The organism is Bacillus sp. 179-C3.3 HS, assembly GCF_047229225.1.
Classification (GTDB): domain Bacteria; phylum Bacillota; class Bacilli; order Bacillales; family Bacillaceae; genus Bacillus.
In genome coordinates this window covers 101503-117499 of sequence record NZ_JBFEFT010000008.1, presented here as the reverse complement: position 1 = coordinate 117499, position 15997 = coordinate 101503, and the positions used below count along the sequence as shown (strand labels likewise).

Genomic DNA, 15997 nt, shown 5'->3' with positions numbered 1-15997 from the left:
TTTTCTCTATTATAAAATGAGGAGATGGGAATTTTAAGGGAAAAAATAAGGCTGTCAAGATTTTCTCGACAGCCTGACTGTAAACATAAAGTTTACAGTCTTTTATCCGTTTATTACGCTCTTGATACGTATGAGCCGTCAGATGTATTGATAACTAGCTTATCTCCTTGGTTCACAAAGAAAGGAACGCTCACAATTAAACCAGTTTCTGTTTTCGCAGGTTTTGATCCTCCAGAAGTTGTATCACCTTTGATACCAGGCTCAGTTTCTACTACTTCTAGTTCAACCGTGTTTGGCAGTTCAACTCCTAATGTTTCAGAGCCGTACATGACGATTTGAACTGACATATTTTCAAGCAAATACTTCAACTCATCTTTAATTTGTGCTTCACTTAGTTCAAGTTGTTCATATGAGCTCGTATCCATAAAGACATGCTGATCGCCATTTGCATAAAGGTATTGCATTGTTTTTGTTTCGATCTGTGCTTTGGCTACTTTTTCACCTGCACGGAATGTCTTCTCTTGCATGGCACCAGTTCGTAGGTTACGTAGTTTTGAACGAACAAACGCTGCGCCTTTCCCTGGTTTCACGTGTTGGAAATCCATTACACGCCAAATGCCACCGTCCACTTCAATTGTCAATCCTGTTTTAAAATCGTTTACTGAAATCATTTTGTCATCCTCCTACATGTCACCATTATAATATGATGAGTTCTTTCGGTGAGTGGGTTAATCGTTTATTGCCGTCAGCTGTCAGGACAATATCATCCTCAATTCTCACGCCGCCGACATCTGGCAAGTAAATCCCCGGCTCAACTGTTACGACCATTCCCTCTTCTAACACGACCTCTGAGCGAAAGGATAGACCCGGCGCTTCATGTACTTCCATACCGAGGCCATGGCCAGTCGAATGGCCGAAATATGCTCCGTAGCCATACTTTTCTATGATGTCTCGTGTGATGCGATCAGCTTCTTTTCCTGTTATGCCCGGCTTGATTCTATCCACACCAGCGTTTTCTGCTTCTAAAACGATATGGTAAATTTCCTTCAACTTGTCGCTTGGTTGTCCTACAGCGATCGTTCTTGTCATATCAGAACAATACCCTTTATAGTAAGCACCGAAATCCAGTGTCACGAGATCACCAGTTTCAATCACTTTTTCACTAGCTCTTCCATGTGGCAAGCTAGAACGAACCCCTGAGGCCACAATCATATCGAATGAAGATCCTTCCGCACCTTCTTTTCTCATGAAAAATTCAAGCTCGTTCATGACTGCAATTTCTGTCAGGCCCGGCTTGATGTAAGTGAGAATATGATCAAAGGCGCGATCTGCAATCTTCGCAGCTTCCTCTAATATCTTAATCTCTTCACTTGACTTAATCAAGCGCAACTTTTCAACTGATTCAGAGACAGGGACAAGCTCCATCCCGCTTGCCTTGCTAACATACTGCTGATATGTCGCAAATGTCATATGGTTTTGTTCAAACCCAAGGCGTTTTACCCCAAATTCTTTTGCTGTTTTAGCGGCTGTTTCTACAATGTTTCCTTGATGTTCGATAATCTCGTACCCTTTTACCTCATCTTTTGCTTGCTCTGTATAACGGAAGTCGGTAATAAAAGCCGCACGATCTTTTGACACCACCGCTAGTCCAGCTGAACCTGTAAAGTTGGTCATGTATTGTAAATTAAAGCTACTCGTAATCACAAGACCATCGATCTCTAATTCAGATAACAGATTTCTTAATTTCTCAAGCTTCATGAAACCGCTCCCCCTTCACTCACTAAATATCGAATCGCCAATTTATACCCTTCTAACCCTAGCCCAACAATTTGCCCTTGACATACTGGGGCAAGAACTGAATGATGGCGGAATTCCTCTCTCTTATGAACATTTGATATATGTACTTCGATGACAGGTAAAGAAATACTGGCAATGGCATCTCTTAATGCATAACTATAGTGGGTAAATGCCCCCGGATTAAAAACGACGCCATCGTACTGCTCGTCTGCTTCATGCAAGGCATCGACCAAATCACCCTCATGATTCGATTGAAAAAATGTTAGCTGAATATTTGCTCTTTCAGCGAACTGAAACAAATCCGTTTCTAAATCCGTCAATGTTTTACTGCCATAGACAGCAGGCTCTCTCTTACCTAGCCGATTCAAGTTCGGTCCATTCAGCACTAGAAAATGAGGCATATGACCACTCCTTCACCCTAATTCTATCCATCACGATCTTTGGTTCTTTTTCCTAAGAAACCTTTCGTTTCCAAAAATATTTTATCATATGAATGGGTGATTTACACTTTATTCTGCCTTTTTCCCGAGCGCTCTTGCTAGCTTCTGACTCGTTAACTCATTGTATTCAAATGAAATGCTGTATCCAACAAACAGACCGTATAATACATATAAGCAAAATGTTGTCACAATCGTGTTTTGATGCAAATCATGCACTTGCTTCACATCTGGGAAAATGGGATTAAACACATAAAAGACAAGTACCCATAATAGTCCACCATAAATTAACGCCATCCATATCCCTTTTATTCTCTTTAAAAGGGCGTAATAAATGAATGCCACACCAATAGACAAAATACCTAGTAACACAATACTGATAAAAGTACCAAGTCCGCCCTTTTTCCAATCCCCGAGCACAAATGGTTGCAGCAGCATATTGGGACTCACTTCTGAAAAATGAAATATATAGGTAAGAAATCCGATAAAGCCCCAAAAAACACCTCCAACAAATCCGGTAGCAGCTGCCCTTGCCAGCATAGAAGCCGTGTGGACTGATTGATTTTTTTCTTCTTGGTTTTGGTTTTTCTTTTCATCACGTTTCATGTGAACACCTCCACCAGTTAGTATGTCCAAAATGTCATAAAAAAAAGGATTTCAATGCGTGAGTGTAAAATTTTTATATAAGGGTATACTGGCTTAAAAGAGGTAGATAGAATTCTAGTAGAATATCGACCTGTGAGCTAGTGATTTCCCCTCATTTCCTGTACAATAAAAGTATAAGGAAATGCATGTAAATTACAGGAAACAGGCAGGTTGATGAAATATGTCCAATCAAACAAAACCTCCAGCATATGGAGGGCAGGCAGTAGTCGAAGGTGTCATGTTCGGAGGTAAAAAGAACTATGTGACAGCCATTCGTCGTAAGGATCAGTCTATAGAGTTTTTGAAGCTCCCTAGAACCTCCAATAAACGAACGTCTTTTCTCAAGAAAATTCCTTTTGTGAGGGGAGTTGTTGCACTTGTAGAAGCAAGCGCAAACGGAAGCAAGCATTTGAATTTTTCCAGTGAGCGCTATGATTTAGATCCCTCTGAAGATCACTCGCTTCAGAAAGAACAAAAAGGATCGAAATTATCAATGATCTTCGGCATTGCAGTCATCGGAGTTCTCTCTCTTCTCTTTAGTAAGTTCGTCTTCACCCTTGTGCCTGTCTTTTTAGCTGAGCTTGTGCGCCCTATATTCTCTGGGGATTTCGCACAAATCGCAGTCGAAACATTTTTTAAATTCGTTCTATTATTAGGCTATATTTATTTTATTTCCATGACACCTTTAATTAAAAGGGTATTTCAATATCATGGGGCAGAGCATAAAGTCATAAACTGCTATGAACAGAATCTTGACATCACAGTGGAAAATGTCCAAAGCCAGTCTCGCTTGCATTATCGATGTGGCAGCAGCTTTATTTTATTCACTGTCATTGTTGGAATGTTCGTCTATTTACTCGTACCGACAGATCCTTTATGGGTGAGAGTGTTGAACCGCTTGGCGCTGATTCCCGTTGTTCTTGGCATTTCATTTGAAGTGCTGCAACTCACAAACAAACTAAGGGAAATACCAGTATTAAAAGTGCTTGGCTATCCTGGCCTTTGGCTGCAGTTGCTGACAACGAAAGAACCTTCTGACGACCAAGTCGAGGTAGCCATTGCAAGTTTTAATGAACTGCTTCGTTTAGAAGAAGCGTCGCAAAAGCATGCGTCAGATTCTGCTCATCAAGTGATCTAACTTTATAAATCCGGTAAATACCTTCGGAGGTGGACAGTTATGAATCGCCGAGTACATCCTGCTTTTATCATTATTTTCGCTTTAGGTATTTTGGGAATTGTCTATTTACTCGCAACGAATCCTGGCAGACTTTTCACGATGCTACTATCCGTTGTCATTGTTAGTGCGGTTTTGTTTTTCTTATTTAGATGGCTGATGAATCGAAGAAGTGGAACAGAAGGCAATCTTTATCGCAAAGCAGTCAAACAATCGAAACGGCGCTACCAGCAGCCTAAGCCAAAAACAAAAAGCCAAATAAAAAATCGGGTCACTCATTTGCGAAGCGTGCCAACTGACCACAAATCAAAGCCCGTCCTTCTCAAAAAGAAAAGCCAAACGCATTTGACCGTGATTGAAGGCAAGAAAAACAAAAAGAAAAATCGTGCTTTGTTTTAAAATGTCCAGCTTTTTAAAAATTGCTCGGCCTTCTGTCTACCTAGATCGACGAGCGCCCTTTTCTTTTCTGTCATGAGCTGAAAATCAGTGGCGATGACGTGTTCGACAGGAATAAAAATAATATGACGTTCGTGTTTTGTGGCGATATGTCTTTCGTCATGTGCACCACGCATCGTTTCAAAAAGAGCGCCAAACAGTTCAAACGCATTGCGTATGGAGTGTTGAGGGCGTTCTTTTTCGTTTGGGGTTAACGTCACACCAATAATCGGTCTTTTTTTCTTTTCAGCAAATAACCAAATGGGGAAGTTACTAAGCACCCCGCCGTCCACAATGGTACAGATCCCTTTGGATGACTTCAGTTGAACAGGTTCGAAAAAATAAGGCAGACTACAGCTCATTCGAATGGCACGTGCAACGGAAAACCGGTCTGGGTTTAAGCCATAAGAGGGGAGGTCATCTGGGAGGACAAGGATTTTTCCATTTGTTAAATCGGAAGCGATGATTTTTAATGAATCTTTCTTTAGGTCGCCAAACACAGTCACCCCTTTTCGTTTCAACACTTCTGTGAGCCATTTTTCTAGCCGGTCTCCTTTGTACAGACCGAGACGCCAATAGATGGATACCCATCTCAGCATTTTAAACGGAATGAAGTGACACCTCTTATCCAATAATTGATGCTCATCCATTTCTTCTAAGAGCTTCACGATCTCCTGACTTGTAAAGCCAGCTGCAATTAGTGATGCAATGATGGATCCAGCACTTGTACCAGCAAGGCGGACAAATTCAAAGCCTCTCGCTTCAAGAGCTTGATAGGCACCTGCAAGCGCAGCACCTTTAATGCCTCCACCCGAGAAAACACCATCTATCTTCATCAAGGAGCCCCCTTTTCCTGTCACACTATTAATAGTGTAGGAGCTTTTGCCTTCAATTAGAACTTTAATCAAAAAGGACACCCTATTGCAGGGCGTCCTTTGTCTTAAGATTCTTGATTCGTTTGTTCGTTTCTTTTTTGGACCACTTTCAGCTGTGCACAACGTTCTTCGTTTTCTTCAAAGTATTGAACAAGATCGCCGATACGGTCGATACTGTTCCAGCTTAAATGATGCTCAATGCCTTCTACGTCATCATAAATTTTCTCTTCATCTACACCAATGATTCTTAAAAATTGCTCTAGCAGTTCATGTCTGTATACGAGACGTTTACCGATTTTTTTCCCTTTTGGTGTTAAAATCAGTCCACGATATTTCTCATAAATGAGGTATTCATCTTTATCTAGCTTCTGAACCATTTTTGTTACAGAGGAGGGATGGACAGCGAGGGCTTCTGCAATATCAGATACTCTGGCATATCCTTTTTCTTCTATCAGCATATAAATTTGTTCAATATAATCTTCCATACTTGGTGTAGTCATAAAACCCCTCCAAAATGCACCTTTACTTAATAATCATCCCAATTCTACACCATTGCCCTTTAAAAAACAAGAAGGGGCTAAAGCCTTATCGCTTGTAATTCCACTCATCTGACGCATATTTTGTTTTAGCTAAATGGTGAACAAACGATAATTCTTCATCTGTCAGTTCATACGGAACAAGCTCAATATTCAAACCTTTTTCAAATCCTCGCTTAAACGCAATCCGTGCATCGTCAATTGTACAAGTCCGGTCGGATATCGCATTGATGGCAACCGCTTTGTTTTTAAAACTGCGCTGCATGCGTTCTCTCACTCGATCGTTTGGATACAAAAACAAATCGAACAATTTGTCCTCATCTAAGTCAATTAAAATAGAGCCATGTTGGAGGATAACACCTTTTTGTCTCGTCTGTGCACTTCCTGCAACCTTTCTCCCTTCTACCACAAGCTCGTACCAAGAAGGTGCATCAAAACAGACAGAAGATCTTGGATTTTTTAAGCTTTCTTTTTCTTTTTCTGTACGAGGAATGGCAAAGTACGCATCGAGTCCAAGCTCTTTAAATCCCTCTAATATCCCTTCTGATATCACGCGGTACGCTTCTGTTACTGTTGCTGGCATTTCTGGATGTTCTTCAGACACGATCACACTGTATGTCAGTTCCTGATCATGAAGAACCCCCCGGCCTCCTGTTGGTCTCCTGACAAACCCTAAACCGTAACGCTCGACTGCTTCCATGTTAATTTCCTTTTCAACATGTTGAAAATAGCCAACAGACAAGGTCGCTGGATTCCAGCCATAAAAGCGAATGACTGGCGGGATGAGTTTCTCACTGTGCCAATAAAGTAAGGCTTCGTCCATTGCCATGTTAAAGGCAGGGTCTTGCTTTCCTGAGTCAATGAAACACCATTTCTCTTTTTGCATTTAAAAATCCCTTCTCTTTTACGTAGTCAATGTGAAATGACGGTGGTCACCACTGGTTTTGTCTCCCCATCAGTCTATCAAATCGTGGTGAAATTGAAAATAATTCTTTCTATTTAGGATGACAAGTTTCTTTTGCTTTACTATAATAGTATTTGTCTAAAACGTACCATCAAACAGGTCCCCCTGTATTGATGTTTAAGAAGGAGTCGAGTCGCATTGCCAATGTTCAACTATATCGTCCTCGCACTAGCTGGACTTTTCGTTCTTTATTCAATCGGCAATTTCATCTATCAGCAGCGAATTATGAAAACGCTGACGGAAGAAGAATTTATCAAAGGCTACCGAAAAGCACAGCTCATTGATGTGAGAGAGCCGAATGAATTTGAAGGCGGACATATTTTAGGGGCGAGAAACATCCCGCTTTCGCAGCTAAAGCAGCGTAAAAATGAAATACGCCCTGACAAGCCTGTCTATCTCTATTGTCAAAATAACTTACGAAGCGGAAAAGCCGCACAAACTTTACGTAAAAACGGCTGCCGTGAAATTTACAATTTAAAAGGCGGCTTTAAAAAATGGGGCGGCCGCATTAAAACGAAAAAATAAAAAAGACTCTGGGAGCTATGCCCCCTGAGTCTTTTTTTATTTCCTTTCAAAAACAAGGATCGGATTTCGTGCAGCCTTTGTTTCATCCATGCGCTTTACAACTGTTGTATGCGGCGCTTCCTGTACCACTTCTGGATTCTCTTCAGCTTCTTTTGCTATGTGAATCATCGCTTCAATGAATGCATCGAGGGTTTCTTTTGATTCCGTTTCTGTTGGTTCAATCATGATACATTCTTCTACATTCAGCGGGAAGTAGATGGTTGGCGGATGATAGCCGAAATCAAGTAATCGTTTCGCAATATCAAGGGTGCGTACACCTAATTTTTTCTGACGCTTCCCTGACAGAACAAATTCATGTTTACAATGGCGATCAAATGGGAGATCGTAATGGGCACTTAAGCGTCGCATCATATAGTTGGCATTAAGCACAGCATTGTCTGTGACAGCCTTAAGCCCATCAGGTCCCATTGAGCGAATATACGCGTATGCACGCACGTTAATACCAAAGTTTCCATAAAATGGTTTCACCCTGCCGATGGATTGTGGACGATCATCATCAAACTGAAAGCGCCCTTCCTTTTTGACTAGGACTGGTTTTGGCAAGTATGAGATCAGATCCTTTTTCACTCCGACTGGACCCGATCCAGGACCCCCGCCTCCGTGTGGACCTGTGAAAGTTTTATGAAGATTTAAATGAACAACGTCAAAGCCCATATCTCCTGGTCTTGCTCTACTTAACACGGCATTAAGGTTCGCTCCGTCATAATAAAGCTTTCCGCCTGCTCCATGAACGATTTCTGCCATTTCTACAATATTCTCTTCAAATAGTCCAAGTGTATTTGGATTTGTGAGCATGAGTGCGGCTGTTTCCTCATTTACAACACGCTTTAAGTCTTCTAAATCAACAAGACCGTTTTCATCAGATGCAACGGTAATTGTTTCAAACCCAGCCACTGTCGCAGAAGCAGGATTCGTTCCATGTGCAGAGTCAGGTACAATCACTTTTGTTCGCTTGAAATCTCCTCGTGCTTCATGGTACGCACGGATCATCATCAGCCCCGTCCATTCTCCATGTGCTCCTGCTGCTGGCTGTAATGTCACAGCATCCATCCCCGTAATTTCTTCAAGGTGTGCCCCTAGGTCATAAAGTAGTTCTAATGCACCCTGAACGGTGTCTGCCTCTTGAAGCGGGTGAACGTGAGAGAAACCTGCCAATCGCGCGACCTTCTCATTGATTTTCGGGTTATATTTCATTGTACAAGAGCCAAGCGGGTAAAAACCTGAATCTACCCCATGATTGCGTCTTGATAGCGCTGTGTAATGACGCATAATATCAAGTTCAGACACCTCAGGCAGCTCCGCGTCTTCATGACGGATATACGTTTCATCAAATAAATCTGGGAGCTCCTGCTCTGGTACATCTAAATCAGGTAAGCTATAACCAATTCTTCCTTCTTTGGATAATTCAAAAATAAGCGGCTGATCTTGTTTATTCATGGCGATCCCCCAATTCCTTAATGAACGTATCAATTTCTTCTTTTGTCCTTAGCTCTGTCACTGCAACAAGCATGTGGTTCTGAAGTTCAGGGTAGTCTAGACCTAAGTCATAGCCTCCAATGATCCCTTTTTCAAGCAAGCGTTTATTCGCTTCTTGCACAGGCTCGTTTAACTTGATCACAAATTCATTAAAATGTGCACCATCTATGTCCGCTTGTAGCCCATGTTTTGCGACCTGCGTTTTCGCATAATGCGCTTTTTGCACGTTTTGATATGCGATCTCTTTCATCCCCGATTTACCAAGGGCTGTCATGGCAACAGATGCAGCTAACGCATTTAGTGCCTGATTGGAACAAATATTTGACGTCGCTTTATCTCTTCTAATATGCTGCTCACGGGCTTGGAGTGTAAGTACAAAACCACGAACGCCATTTTCGTCCTCTGTTTGTCCAACCAAACGCCCCGGCACTTTTCTCATTAATTTTTTCGTAACAGCAAAGTAACCGCAATGTGGTCCGCCAAATGCTGCTGGAATGCCAAATGGTTGTGCATCCCCTACCACAATGTCTGCACCGAGTTTCCCTGGTGGCGTGAGTAAGCCAAGTGCAAGCGGATTGCTTGAAACGATGAATAAACTTTTCCCTTTATGGGCAATAGGTTCGATGTCTTTTAATGGCTCTACTACACCGAAAAAGTTAGGATATTGCACAAGTACAGCCGCGGTCTCTTCACACACTGCCTCTTCTAATGCAGCTATATTCGTGAGCCCGTTTTGCGTAGGCACCTCGACAACCTCGATATTCTGACCTTTGGCGTATGTTTTCAGTACTGCTCTTGATTCAGGATGAACCGCCTCAGAGACGACAACTTTTTTCTTTTTTGTATGTCCCGCAGCCAGCATCGCCGCTTCCGCTAATGCTGTTCCGCCATCGTACATGGAGGAGTTAGCAAGATCCATGCCTGTCAGTTCGGCAATCATTGTTTGAAACTCGAAGATTGCCTGCAATTCACCTTGTGAAATCTCCGGCTGATACGGTGTATATGCTGTATAAAATTCAGAACGTGAGATGACATGATCTACAATAATAGGCTGGTAATGATCGTATACACCGGCACCAAGAAATGATGCGTATGAAATGGTATCCTTGTTTTTTGCGGCAAGACGAGATAATTCTCGCACAAGCTCTGTCTCTGATGCAGCCTCTTTTATATTGTATAATCCTTTGAATCTGACTTTTTCAGGGATATCTGAGAAAAGCTCGTCAATCGACTCGACACCGATGACTTCTAGCATTTCTTTTTGATCTTGCTCTGTTTGCGGCAAATACCTGTGCTTCATCCGTTATTCCCCCTCGTTATTTAGCTCTTTTGTAAAATGGTGTGGCGACAATTTTGGCTTTTAAGCGTTTTTTTCGAACTTGCACTTCCACTTCTGTCCCGATCGTTGCCAAAGGCGATTGGATCAAGGCAAGCCCAATATTTTTCTTTAATGTTGGAGATTGTGTACCCGTTGTGACAAACCCAATTTGTTCCTCTCCTGAAAAGACAGGATAGTCTGTCCGCGGAATTCCTTTATCGATCATTTCAATTCCGACAAGCTTTCGCTCGGTGCCGGCTTCTTTTTGTTGTTTAAGGGCGGTTTTCCCAATAAAATCTATTTCTTTTTCCGTTTTAACAGCAAAACCGATTCCACCCTCTAAAGGTGAAATATCCTTTGATAGCTCCTGACCATACAGTGGCAGTCTCGCTTCAAATCTTAAGGTGTCCCGTGCACCTAAGCCGCATGGAATTAACCCTTTTGACTTGCCTGCTTCTAATAGCGAAGACCAAATATGGACGGCATCTTCTGCCTGACAATAGATTTCAAACCCGTCCTCACCTGTATAGCCTGTTCGTGATACAAGTACTTCTTTTTGTGTCACAACGGTTTCTGATAGAAACGTAAACGGCTTGAGTGATGCCACCTCTTCATCCGCAACATCGTTTATGATGTCGCGAGCAAGAGGCCCTTGGAGCGCTAACAGAGCGATTTGATCAGAGACATTGATAATCGACACATCGTCTTCATCTTGATGACTCAACAACCAATCAAGATCTTTCTCAATATTTGACGCATTAATGACAAGCAAATAGTTGTTTTTTTCCTTTTGATAGACAAGTAAGTCATCGACTGTCCCGCCATCTTCATAGCACATCGCTGTATACTGTATCTTACCGTCTGTTAGCTTCGAGATATCATTCGTTAATAATCGTTGTAAAAAAGGAAGGGCATCACGGCCTTTAACTTCAACCTCTCCCATGTGAGAAACATCGAAAAGCCCTGCCTTTGTCCTAACAGCCTCATGTTCTTCTTTAATGGAAGAAAATTGGACAGGTAATTCCCAGCCCCCGAAGTCAATGGTTTTTGCGCCAAACGTTTCATACGCGTGAAATAGCGGTGTTCGTTTCAACATCAATCGTTTCCCCCTTTTTTTAATCGTGCGAAACACAAGCTGAATTTTCAGAAAAAATCACAGCAAAAAAGGACAGAGAACTCCCTTTTAACAAAAAGAAGTCTCTGTCCTTTCACCTGAAAGTTTACAGCACAACATCATTGTGCGTTTTCCCCTTTGGTGGTTCGCTCGTATCTATGCAAACACTCTCCAGAGTTGCGTCCGGTAAGAGTACTTTTGCCTGAGAGATTCACTGAACAAGTTCAGCTTGCTCCTTCGGCGCCTGCCAGTGCTAAATAACCGCCAAGTCTCTCCCCATACCATCATCCGCTCATATTCTCAATCTTTATTGGACATACTATCAAAAAGAGTGACTTATGTTCTTGATCACTTACCAACATCCTACCATTAGAAATGGATCAAGGGCAACAGAAAAAATCATTAACATTTTTAAAATATGAAGCCAACATCGTTCGCTTTTATAAATATATATAGGCTTTAAAAGATCAATAAAAAAATGAAGCGTTTGAAAACAGAACAATTTCATCAATATCTTGATAGAAAGGCAGGTCATGTCATTGGATATTCAAACGATTTTTGATCAAGAGTGGGCCACTGAATTTCACCAGCGTCTTGCACACGATGGACCATGGGCAAATTGGGATCTATACCGTTTGGCCACACAAGTGCAGAAAGTGACGGCGATTAACTCATTTGAAGGCTTGCAAGCTCCTGCACACCTGACATCTTTTACGCCCTTAAAGCACCAACTCGAAGTAGCCAGAAGAGTCGTAGAAGACATGAATGGTAAAGCCATTTTAGCAGATGAAGTGGGTCTTGGAAAAACCGTTGAAGCAGGTCTCATTATCAAAGAATACATGATTCGTGGACTTGCCAAAAAAATACTCATACTCGTCCCTGCCTCTCTAGTATCACAATGGGTGCAAGAGCTGCGGACAAAATTTTATATTGACGCGGTCGAACAGAAAAAAAGCTATGTGTGGGAGCAATGTGATGTGGTTGTCTCATCGATCGATACAGCCAAAAGACAGCCACACCGAGAGACGATTTTATCCATTGCTTACGATATGGTCATTATTGATGAAGCCCATAAACTGAAAAACAACAAAACAAAAAACTATGAGTTTGTGAGAAATTTAAATAAGAAATTCTGTCTCTTGCTCACAGCAACGCCGATCCAAAACCGAATCGGAGAAATTTTCAACCTTGTCTCCCTTCTGAAACCAGGACATCTAGGAAATGAACACCAGTTTAAAGATGTCTTTGCCAACAAAGATCTACAGCTTGAAGATCACGACCAGTTAAAACAACTCGTCAACAAAGTTATGATTCGAAATCGTAGGCAAGACACTGGCATCGAATGGTCAAAACGTCACGTAAAGACGATTACGATTGATTTCTCTCCAACAGAACAAGCATTATACGATGAAATCTGTAAGCTCAAAGACAATCCATCTTATTCGAAACATATGTTTTCCATTATGACATTGGAGCGCGAATGCTGTTCAAGCCGAGAAGCCGTCTATATGACCATTAAAAAAATGCAAGAAGAAGAACAACACATCATAGGATCTTCTGCCACTGGACAAATCATGGAGAAAATCAACCAAGTGACCCAAAATTCAAAAGCATTAGAAGTCGTTAAGCTCATTCAGACACTCAATGAGAAAGTCATTATTTTTACTGAATACCGCGCGACACAAATTTATTTACAATGGTTTTTACAACAAAATGGTATTAGCTCCGTTCCGTTTCGAGGTGGCTTTAAACGGAGTAAAAAAGATTGGATGAAAGATTTATTTAGAGAGCGTGCCCAAGTTCTCATTGCGACAGAAGCAGGTGGTGAAGGAATCAACCTTCAATTTTGTAACCAAATCATCAACTACGACCTTCCATGGAACCCAATGCGTTTAGAACAGCGAATCGGACGTATCCACCGTCTTGGGCAGGAGCGGGATGTCCACATTTACAATATGGCGACAAACGGTACCGTTGAAGAGCATATTTTAAAGCTTTTGTATGAAAAAATTCATCTATTTGAGAACGTCATCGGAGAGTTAGATGATATTTTAACTCGGATGGATATCAAAGAGAAAGAAACAGAACTTCATCATATTCTTTTCCAGTACAAGTCTGATATCGATATGAAAAAGAAACTAAGCCAGTTTGCTTCCCATTTAACAGAGGCACAAACACCACTTTTAGAAAAAAGACAGCAAGGCTCTTAAAGGAGAGTGACACACATGGAGCAGCAAGATATTCATACATTTCTTCTACGTTTCTTTCAGGCGAATCAATGTGACATCTTGGAGGAAAGCCAGGGACATTTGACCGTACAGTTAACGATTGAGATGGATAAAATGATTATGAACCGCCCTTTTTATTGGCATTGGCTTGAAAAAACAGGTGGTGTACCAGAGCCTCGTCAACTCACATTCATCACAGATCAACAAAAAGCAGGCGCCCAAGTAGAAGGTGAATTTATCCATTTCGGTTCACCCCGATTATTTCAAATATTCGAGGCTGTGAAGCAGCAAGGCCGGTTTATCCGGCTATACGAACGAGTCAATCCTCTCGGAAACCATCAAACAGCACTAGAGCCATGGCTTGGCCTAAATGTCAAAATATCCTATATGGCAGATCGTAAAAAGGATAAGCTAATGTCACTTGGTCTCCACCTCATACGCGGGGAAATCGTAGAACAATTTCAGGAAAAGCTGGAAACCCGCGAACTGTCGTCGCACATTCCTGATTACTGCTTTACGATGAGTGCCATGATCAAGCCTGAGAGTGGATTGAAACGCCTCTATCAGTTAATGGATCGATATGCACGCGAAGAACCAAACGATTGGGCAATCAGAGCCATTCAAAAATGGAAAGAAGATTCGGAACTTTTAAATCAATTTTATGAAGGGACTTCAGACACATCTGTAGAATATGAAATAGAAAGACAAGCACTCAAAACATTATACGAACCAAAAATCAGTCTCACGATTGAAAATGGTGGACTTTTTTACTTACAACAAAAAAGAGGAAGCTAAGCACAGCATATCATAGCTTTTCTCTTGATACGACTTGCAATTTTCGATCAATCGGAATCAACGTTTGTCTGTTTGTATTGGGCGGAAACATGACGCAAGCAATCTATGAGGTCTTACCACCTGAGTCTTTCCATTTAATGCGTTAAGTGCCTGAAATACATGATTCAGTATTTTAGGAGGTATTTGTATGGAAAAGGAAACGAAAAAACTAGACAGTGAATGGGTTCAATTGTTAAATGAAGCGCGTAATGCAGGAGTGACAGTCGAAGAAGTGCTCCATTTTCTCAAATCAACCGAAAAGTCCTCTGGGTCTCCCCACGTGGTAAGAAGTCATTCTATCAAACCTTTCTGAATGTGCTATAATATCGAAAGGAAGGTGATGACATTGATTGGCCAGCGTATTAAACAATACCGCAATGAAAAAGGCTACTCACTATCAGAACTGGCCGAAAAGGCTGGGGTAGCGAAGTCCTATTTAAGCTCAATAGAAAGAAACTTGCAAACAAACCCCTCCATTCAATTTCTTGAAAAAGTCTCCGCTGTTCTGGACGTCTCGGTTCATACACTTTTAAACGAAAATGATGAAACCGAATACGATGGTCAATTAGATAGTGAATGGGAAAAACTAGTTCGAGATGCAATGACATCAGGGGTTTCTAAAAAGCAATTTCGAGAATTTTTAGATTACCAAATATGGAAAAAAAAGCAAGAAGAGGAGTAAAGCGCTCGTTTTGGGCGCATACTCCTCCAATTACTATACAGACGTTGATATCGGTCTAAAGACTGGTTTTATTATTTATCTTCGCTGTGTGCTTTTTCGTTTTCTTTCACATAGCCTTTTTCATCCGTATGCTTTTTCGGATTGATCGTTAAACCATTCCACTGAGTCGCTTCGAAGGAAAGATCAATTTGAATCGCATCGCCTTGGTATTTATTTTGGATATACTGACCAGATTTATCTTTTGTCTGGTCGTTCACAAATTCAATGATCATTTCCACTTTATCGTAATCAAACGGATTTTTTGGAATGCCGTCATAATCAGGAGCCACTGTTCCATCCACAGTCGCTACATTGATTTTACCACTTTCATGTAAAAACTTCGCATCGACGGCTGGACGAAGCTTTTCAAATGCCGCCTTATCCTGTTTTGATGTTAATTGATGCAAGTCAAGCAGGTTTGCAGCATCTAAAATAATATTCTTCGGATACCCATTCCCACCTTCAGCTCCAACCGTGAGCACACTCACCTGGAATTGGCTGAGGAATTCTTCTGCCGAATTTTTGCTTCCATTCTTCGCAGAAGATCCATCTTTGAATTCGCTATAATCAAGGCTCATTAAGACTTGATTAATGGCGAGTGACCCCTTGTTTTCAAAATTGAATTCCTTTTTAATTCGGTCACCAGGTTTTAAGTTTGCAAGGTTAATGGCTCCGGAGTTTTCTTTTGCAGATAAATCTAGTTCTCCTGTAGAATAGACCGCATTTGCCTTTTCAATATCATTGAACGCAGCCCAAGTTCCCCCGCCAATTAAGGCGATTCCTAACGCCCCAGATAATACACCTAAACGAATTGATTTTTTAATTGCCATGATAAAACCCCCTATAAATTTGTTTTAT

18 protein-coding genes and 1 riboswitch are annotated in these 15997 nt (G+C 41.4%); of the genes, 7 read left to right on the top strand and 11 right to left on the bottom strand.

What is annotated here, in order from left to right; all coding sequences use genetic code 11:
* Nucleotides 1-113 precede the first annotated feature (113 nt).
* From efp to AB1K80_RS07725, 4 genes are all read right to left on the bottom strand, one after another.
* On the bottom strand, nt 114-671 hold the full coding sequence (efp, locus tag AB1K80_RS07740) for an elongation factor P (protein ID WP_412856030.1): 558 nt from the start codon (nt 669-671) through the stop codon (nt 114-116).
* 25 nt (nt 672-696) lie between these two features.
* Nucleotides 697-1758, bottom strand: a complete 1062-nt coding sequence (locus AB1K80_RS07735) for a M24 family metallopeptidase (protein ID WP_412856029.1) — start codon at nt 1756-1758, stop codon at nt 697-699.
* Nucleotides 1755-2198, bottom strand: a complete 444-nt coding sequence (gene aroQ, locus AB1K80_RS07730) for a type II 3-dehydroquinate dehydratase (RefSeq protein ID WP_412856028.1) — start codon at nt 2196-2198, stop codon at nt 1755-1757. The genes AB1K80_RS07735 and aroQ overlap by 4 nt, the downstream gene beginning before the upstream one ends.
* Nucleotides 2199-2306: 108 nt before the next feature.
* On the bottom strand, nt 2307-2840 hold the full coding sequence (locus tag AB1K80_RS07725; protein WP_412856027.1) for a YqhR family membrane protein: 534 nt from the start codon (nt 2838-2840) through the stop codon (nt 2307-2309).
* A gap of 220 nt (nt 2841-3060) precedes the next feature.
* On the opposite strand from AB1K80_RS07725, the gene AB1K80_RS07720 reads away from it, so the two are divergent.
* Entirely contained in the window at nt 3061-4017 is a 957-nt protein-coding gene (locus tag AB1K80_RS07720) for a DUF1385 domain-containing protein (RefSeq protein WP_412856026.1), read from the top strand.
* 39 nt (nt 4018-4056) lie between these two features.
* Nucleotides 4057-4452, top strand: coding sequence for an SA1362 family protein (locus AB1K80_RS07715; protein ID WP_412856025.1), 396 nt, complete (start codon nt 4057-4059; stop codon nt 4450-4452).
* On the opposite strand, the gene AB1K80_RS07710 is transcribed toward AB1K80_RS07715, so the two are convergent.
* The 3 genes from AB1K80_RS07710 to AB1K80_RS07700 all read right to left on the bottom strand — a co-directional run bounded on the left by AB1K80_RS07710 (nt 4449) and on the right by AB1K80_RS07700 (nt 6785).
* A complete protein-coding gene (locus AB1K80_RS07710; protein ID WP_412856024.1) occupies nt 4449-5324 on the bottom strand; it encodes a patatin-like phospholipase family protein in 876 nt (291 codons plus the stop codon). The two genes, AB1K80_RS07715 and AB1K80_RS07710, sit on opposite strands and share 4 nt — an antisense overlap.
* A gap of 104 nt (nt 5325-5428) precedes the next feature.
* The gene (mntR, locus tag AB1K80_RS07705) at nt 5429-5863 is read right to left on the bottom strand and encodes a transcriptional regulator MntR (RefSeq protein WP_412856023.1); all 435 of its coding nucleotides are present in this window, start codon (nt 5861-5863) and stop codon (nt 5429-5431) included.
* 85 nt (nt 5864-5948) lie between these two features.
* On the bottom strand, nt 5949-6785 hold the full coding sequence (locus tag AB1K80_RS07700) for a biotin/lipoate A/B protein ligase family protein (protein ID WP_412856022.1): 837 nt from the start codon (nt 6783-6785) through the stop codon (nt 5949-5951).
* A 222-nt stretch (nt 6786-7007) separates the two neighbouring features.
* On the opposite strand from AB1K80_RS07700, the gene AB1K80_RS07695 reads away from it, so the two are divergent.
* Nucleotides 7008-7388, top strand: coding sequence for a rhodanese-like domain-containing protein (locus tag AB1K80_RS07695; protein WP_412856039.1), 381 nt, complete (start codon nt 7008-7010; stop codon nt 7386-7388).
* Nucleotides 7389-7424: 36 nt separating this feature from the next.
* Here the strand turns inward: AB1K80_RS07695 and gcvPB are convergent, their stop codons facing one another.
* Genes gcvPB through gcvT form a run of 3 tightly spaced genes read right to left on the bottom strand, consistent with a single transcriptional unit; the run spans nt 7425 to nt 11338 of the window.
* On the bottom strand, nt 7425-8885 hold the full coding sequence (gene gcvPB / locus AB1K80_RS07690; protein WP_412856021.1) for an aminomethyl-transferring glycine dehydrogenase subunit GcvPB: 1461 nt from the start codon (nt 8883-8885) through the stop codon (nt 7425-7427).
* Nucleotides 8878-10224 (bottom strand): aminomethyl-transferring glycine dehydrogenase subunit GcvPA, encoded by a 1347-nt coding sequence (gene gcvPA / locus AB1K80_RS07685; protein WP_412856020.1) that lies wholly within the window; start codon nt 10222-10224, stop codon nt 8878-8880. Before gcvPA ends, gcvPB begins: the two co-directional genes overlap by 8 nt.
* 16 nt (nt 10225-10240) lie before the next feature.
* Nucleotides 10241-11338, bottom strand: a complete 1098-nt coding sequence (gene gcvT / locus AB1K80_RS07680; protein ID WP_412856019.1) for a glycine cleavage system aminomethyltransferase GcvT — start codon at nt 11336-11338, stop codon at nt 10241-10243.
* A gap of 198 nt (nt 11339-11536) precedes the next feature.
* Nucleotides 11537-11644: riboswitch (glycine riboswitch) on the bottom strand.
* Between the two features lie 251 nt (nt 11645-11895).
* Here gcvT and AB1K80_RS07675 point away from each other — a divergent pair.
* The 4 genes from AB1K80_RS07675 (at nt 11896) to sinR (ending at nt 15100) form a co-directional block, all read left to right on the top strand.
* Nucleotides 11896-13566, top strand: coding sequence for a DEAD/DEAH box helicase (locus AB1K80_RS07675; protein WP_412856038.1), 1671 nt, complete (start codon nt 11896-11898; stop codon nt 13564-13566).
* A gap of 15 nt (nt 13567-13581) precedes the next feature.
* Complete coding sequence (locus AB1K80_RS07670) at nt 13582-14379, top strand: YqhG family protein (RefSeq protein ID WP_412856018.1); 798 nt, start codon at nt 13582-13584, stop codon at nt 14377-14379.
* 187 nt (nt 14380-14566) lie between these two features.
* Nucleotides 14567-14731 (top strand): anti-repressor SinI family protein, encoded by a 165-nt coding sequence (locus AB1K80_RS07665; RefSeq protein WP_412856017.1) that lies wholly within the window; start codon nt 14567-14569, stop codon nt 14729-14731.
* 33 nt (nt 14732-14764) lie between these two features.
* Nucleotides 14765-15100 (top strand): transcriptional regulator SinR, encoded by a 336-nt coding sequence (gene sinR, locus AB1K80_RS07660; protein ID WP_017357978.1) that lies wholly within the window; start codon nt 14765-14767, stop codon nt 15098-15100.
* Between the two features lie 71 nt (nt 15101-15171).
* On the opposite strand, the gene tasA is transcribed toward sinR, so the two are convergent.
* Nucleotides 15172-15969 carry a biofilm matrix protein TasA gene (gene tasA, locus AB1K80_RS07655; protein ID WP_412856016.1) on the bottom strand — a complete coding sequence of 266 codons (798 nt, stop codon included), beginning with the start codon at nt 15967-15969 and terminating at the stop codon, nt 15172-15174.
* Between the last annotated feature and the right edge of the window lie 28 nt (nt 15970-15997).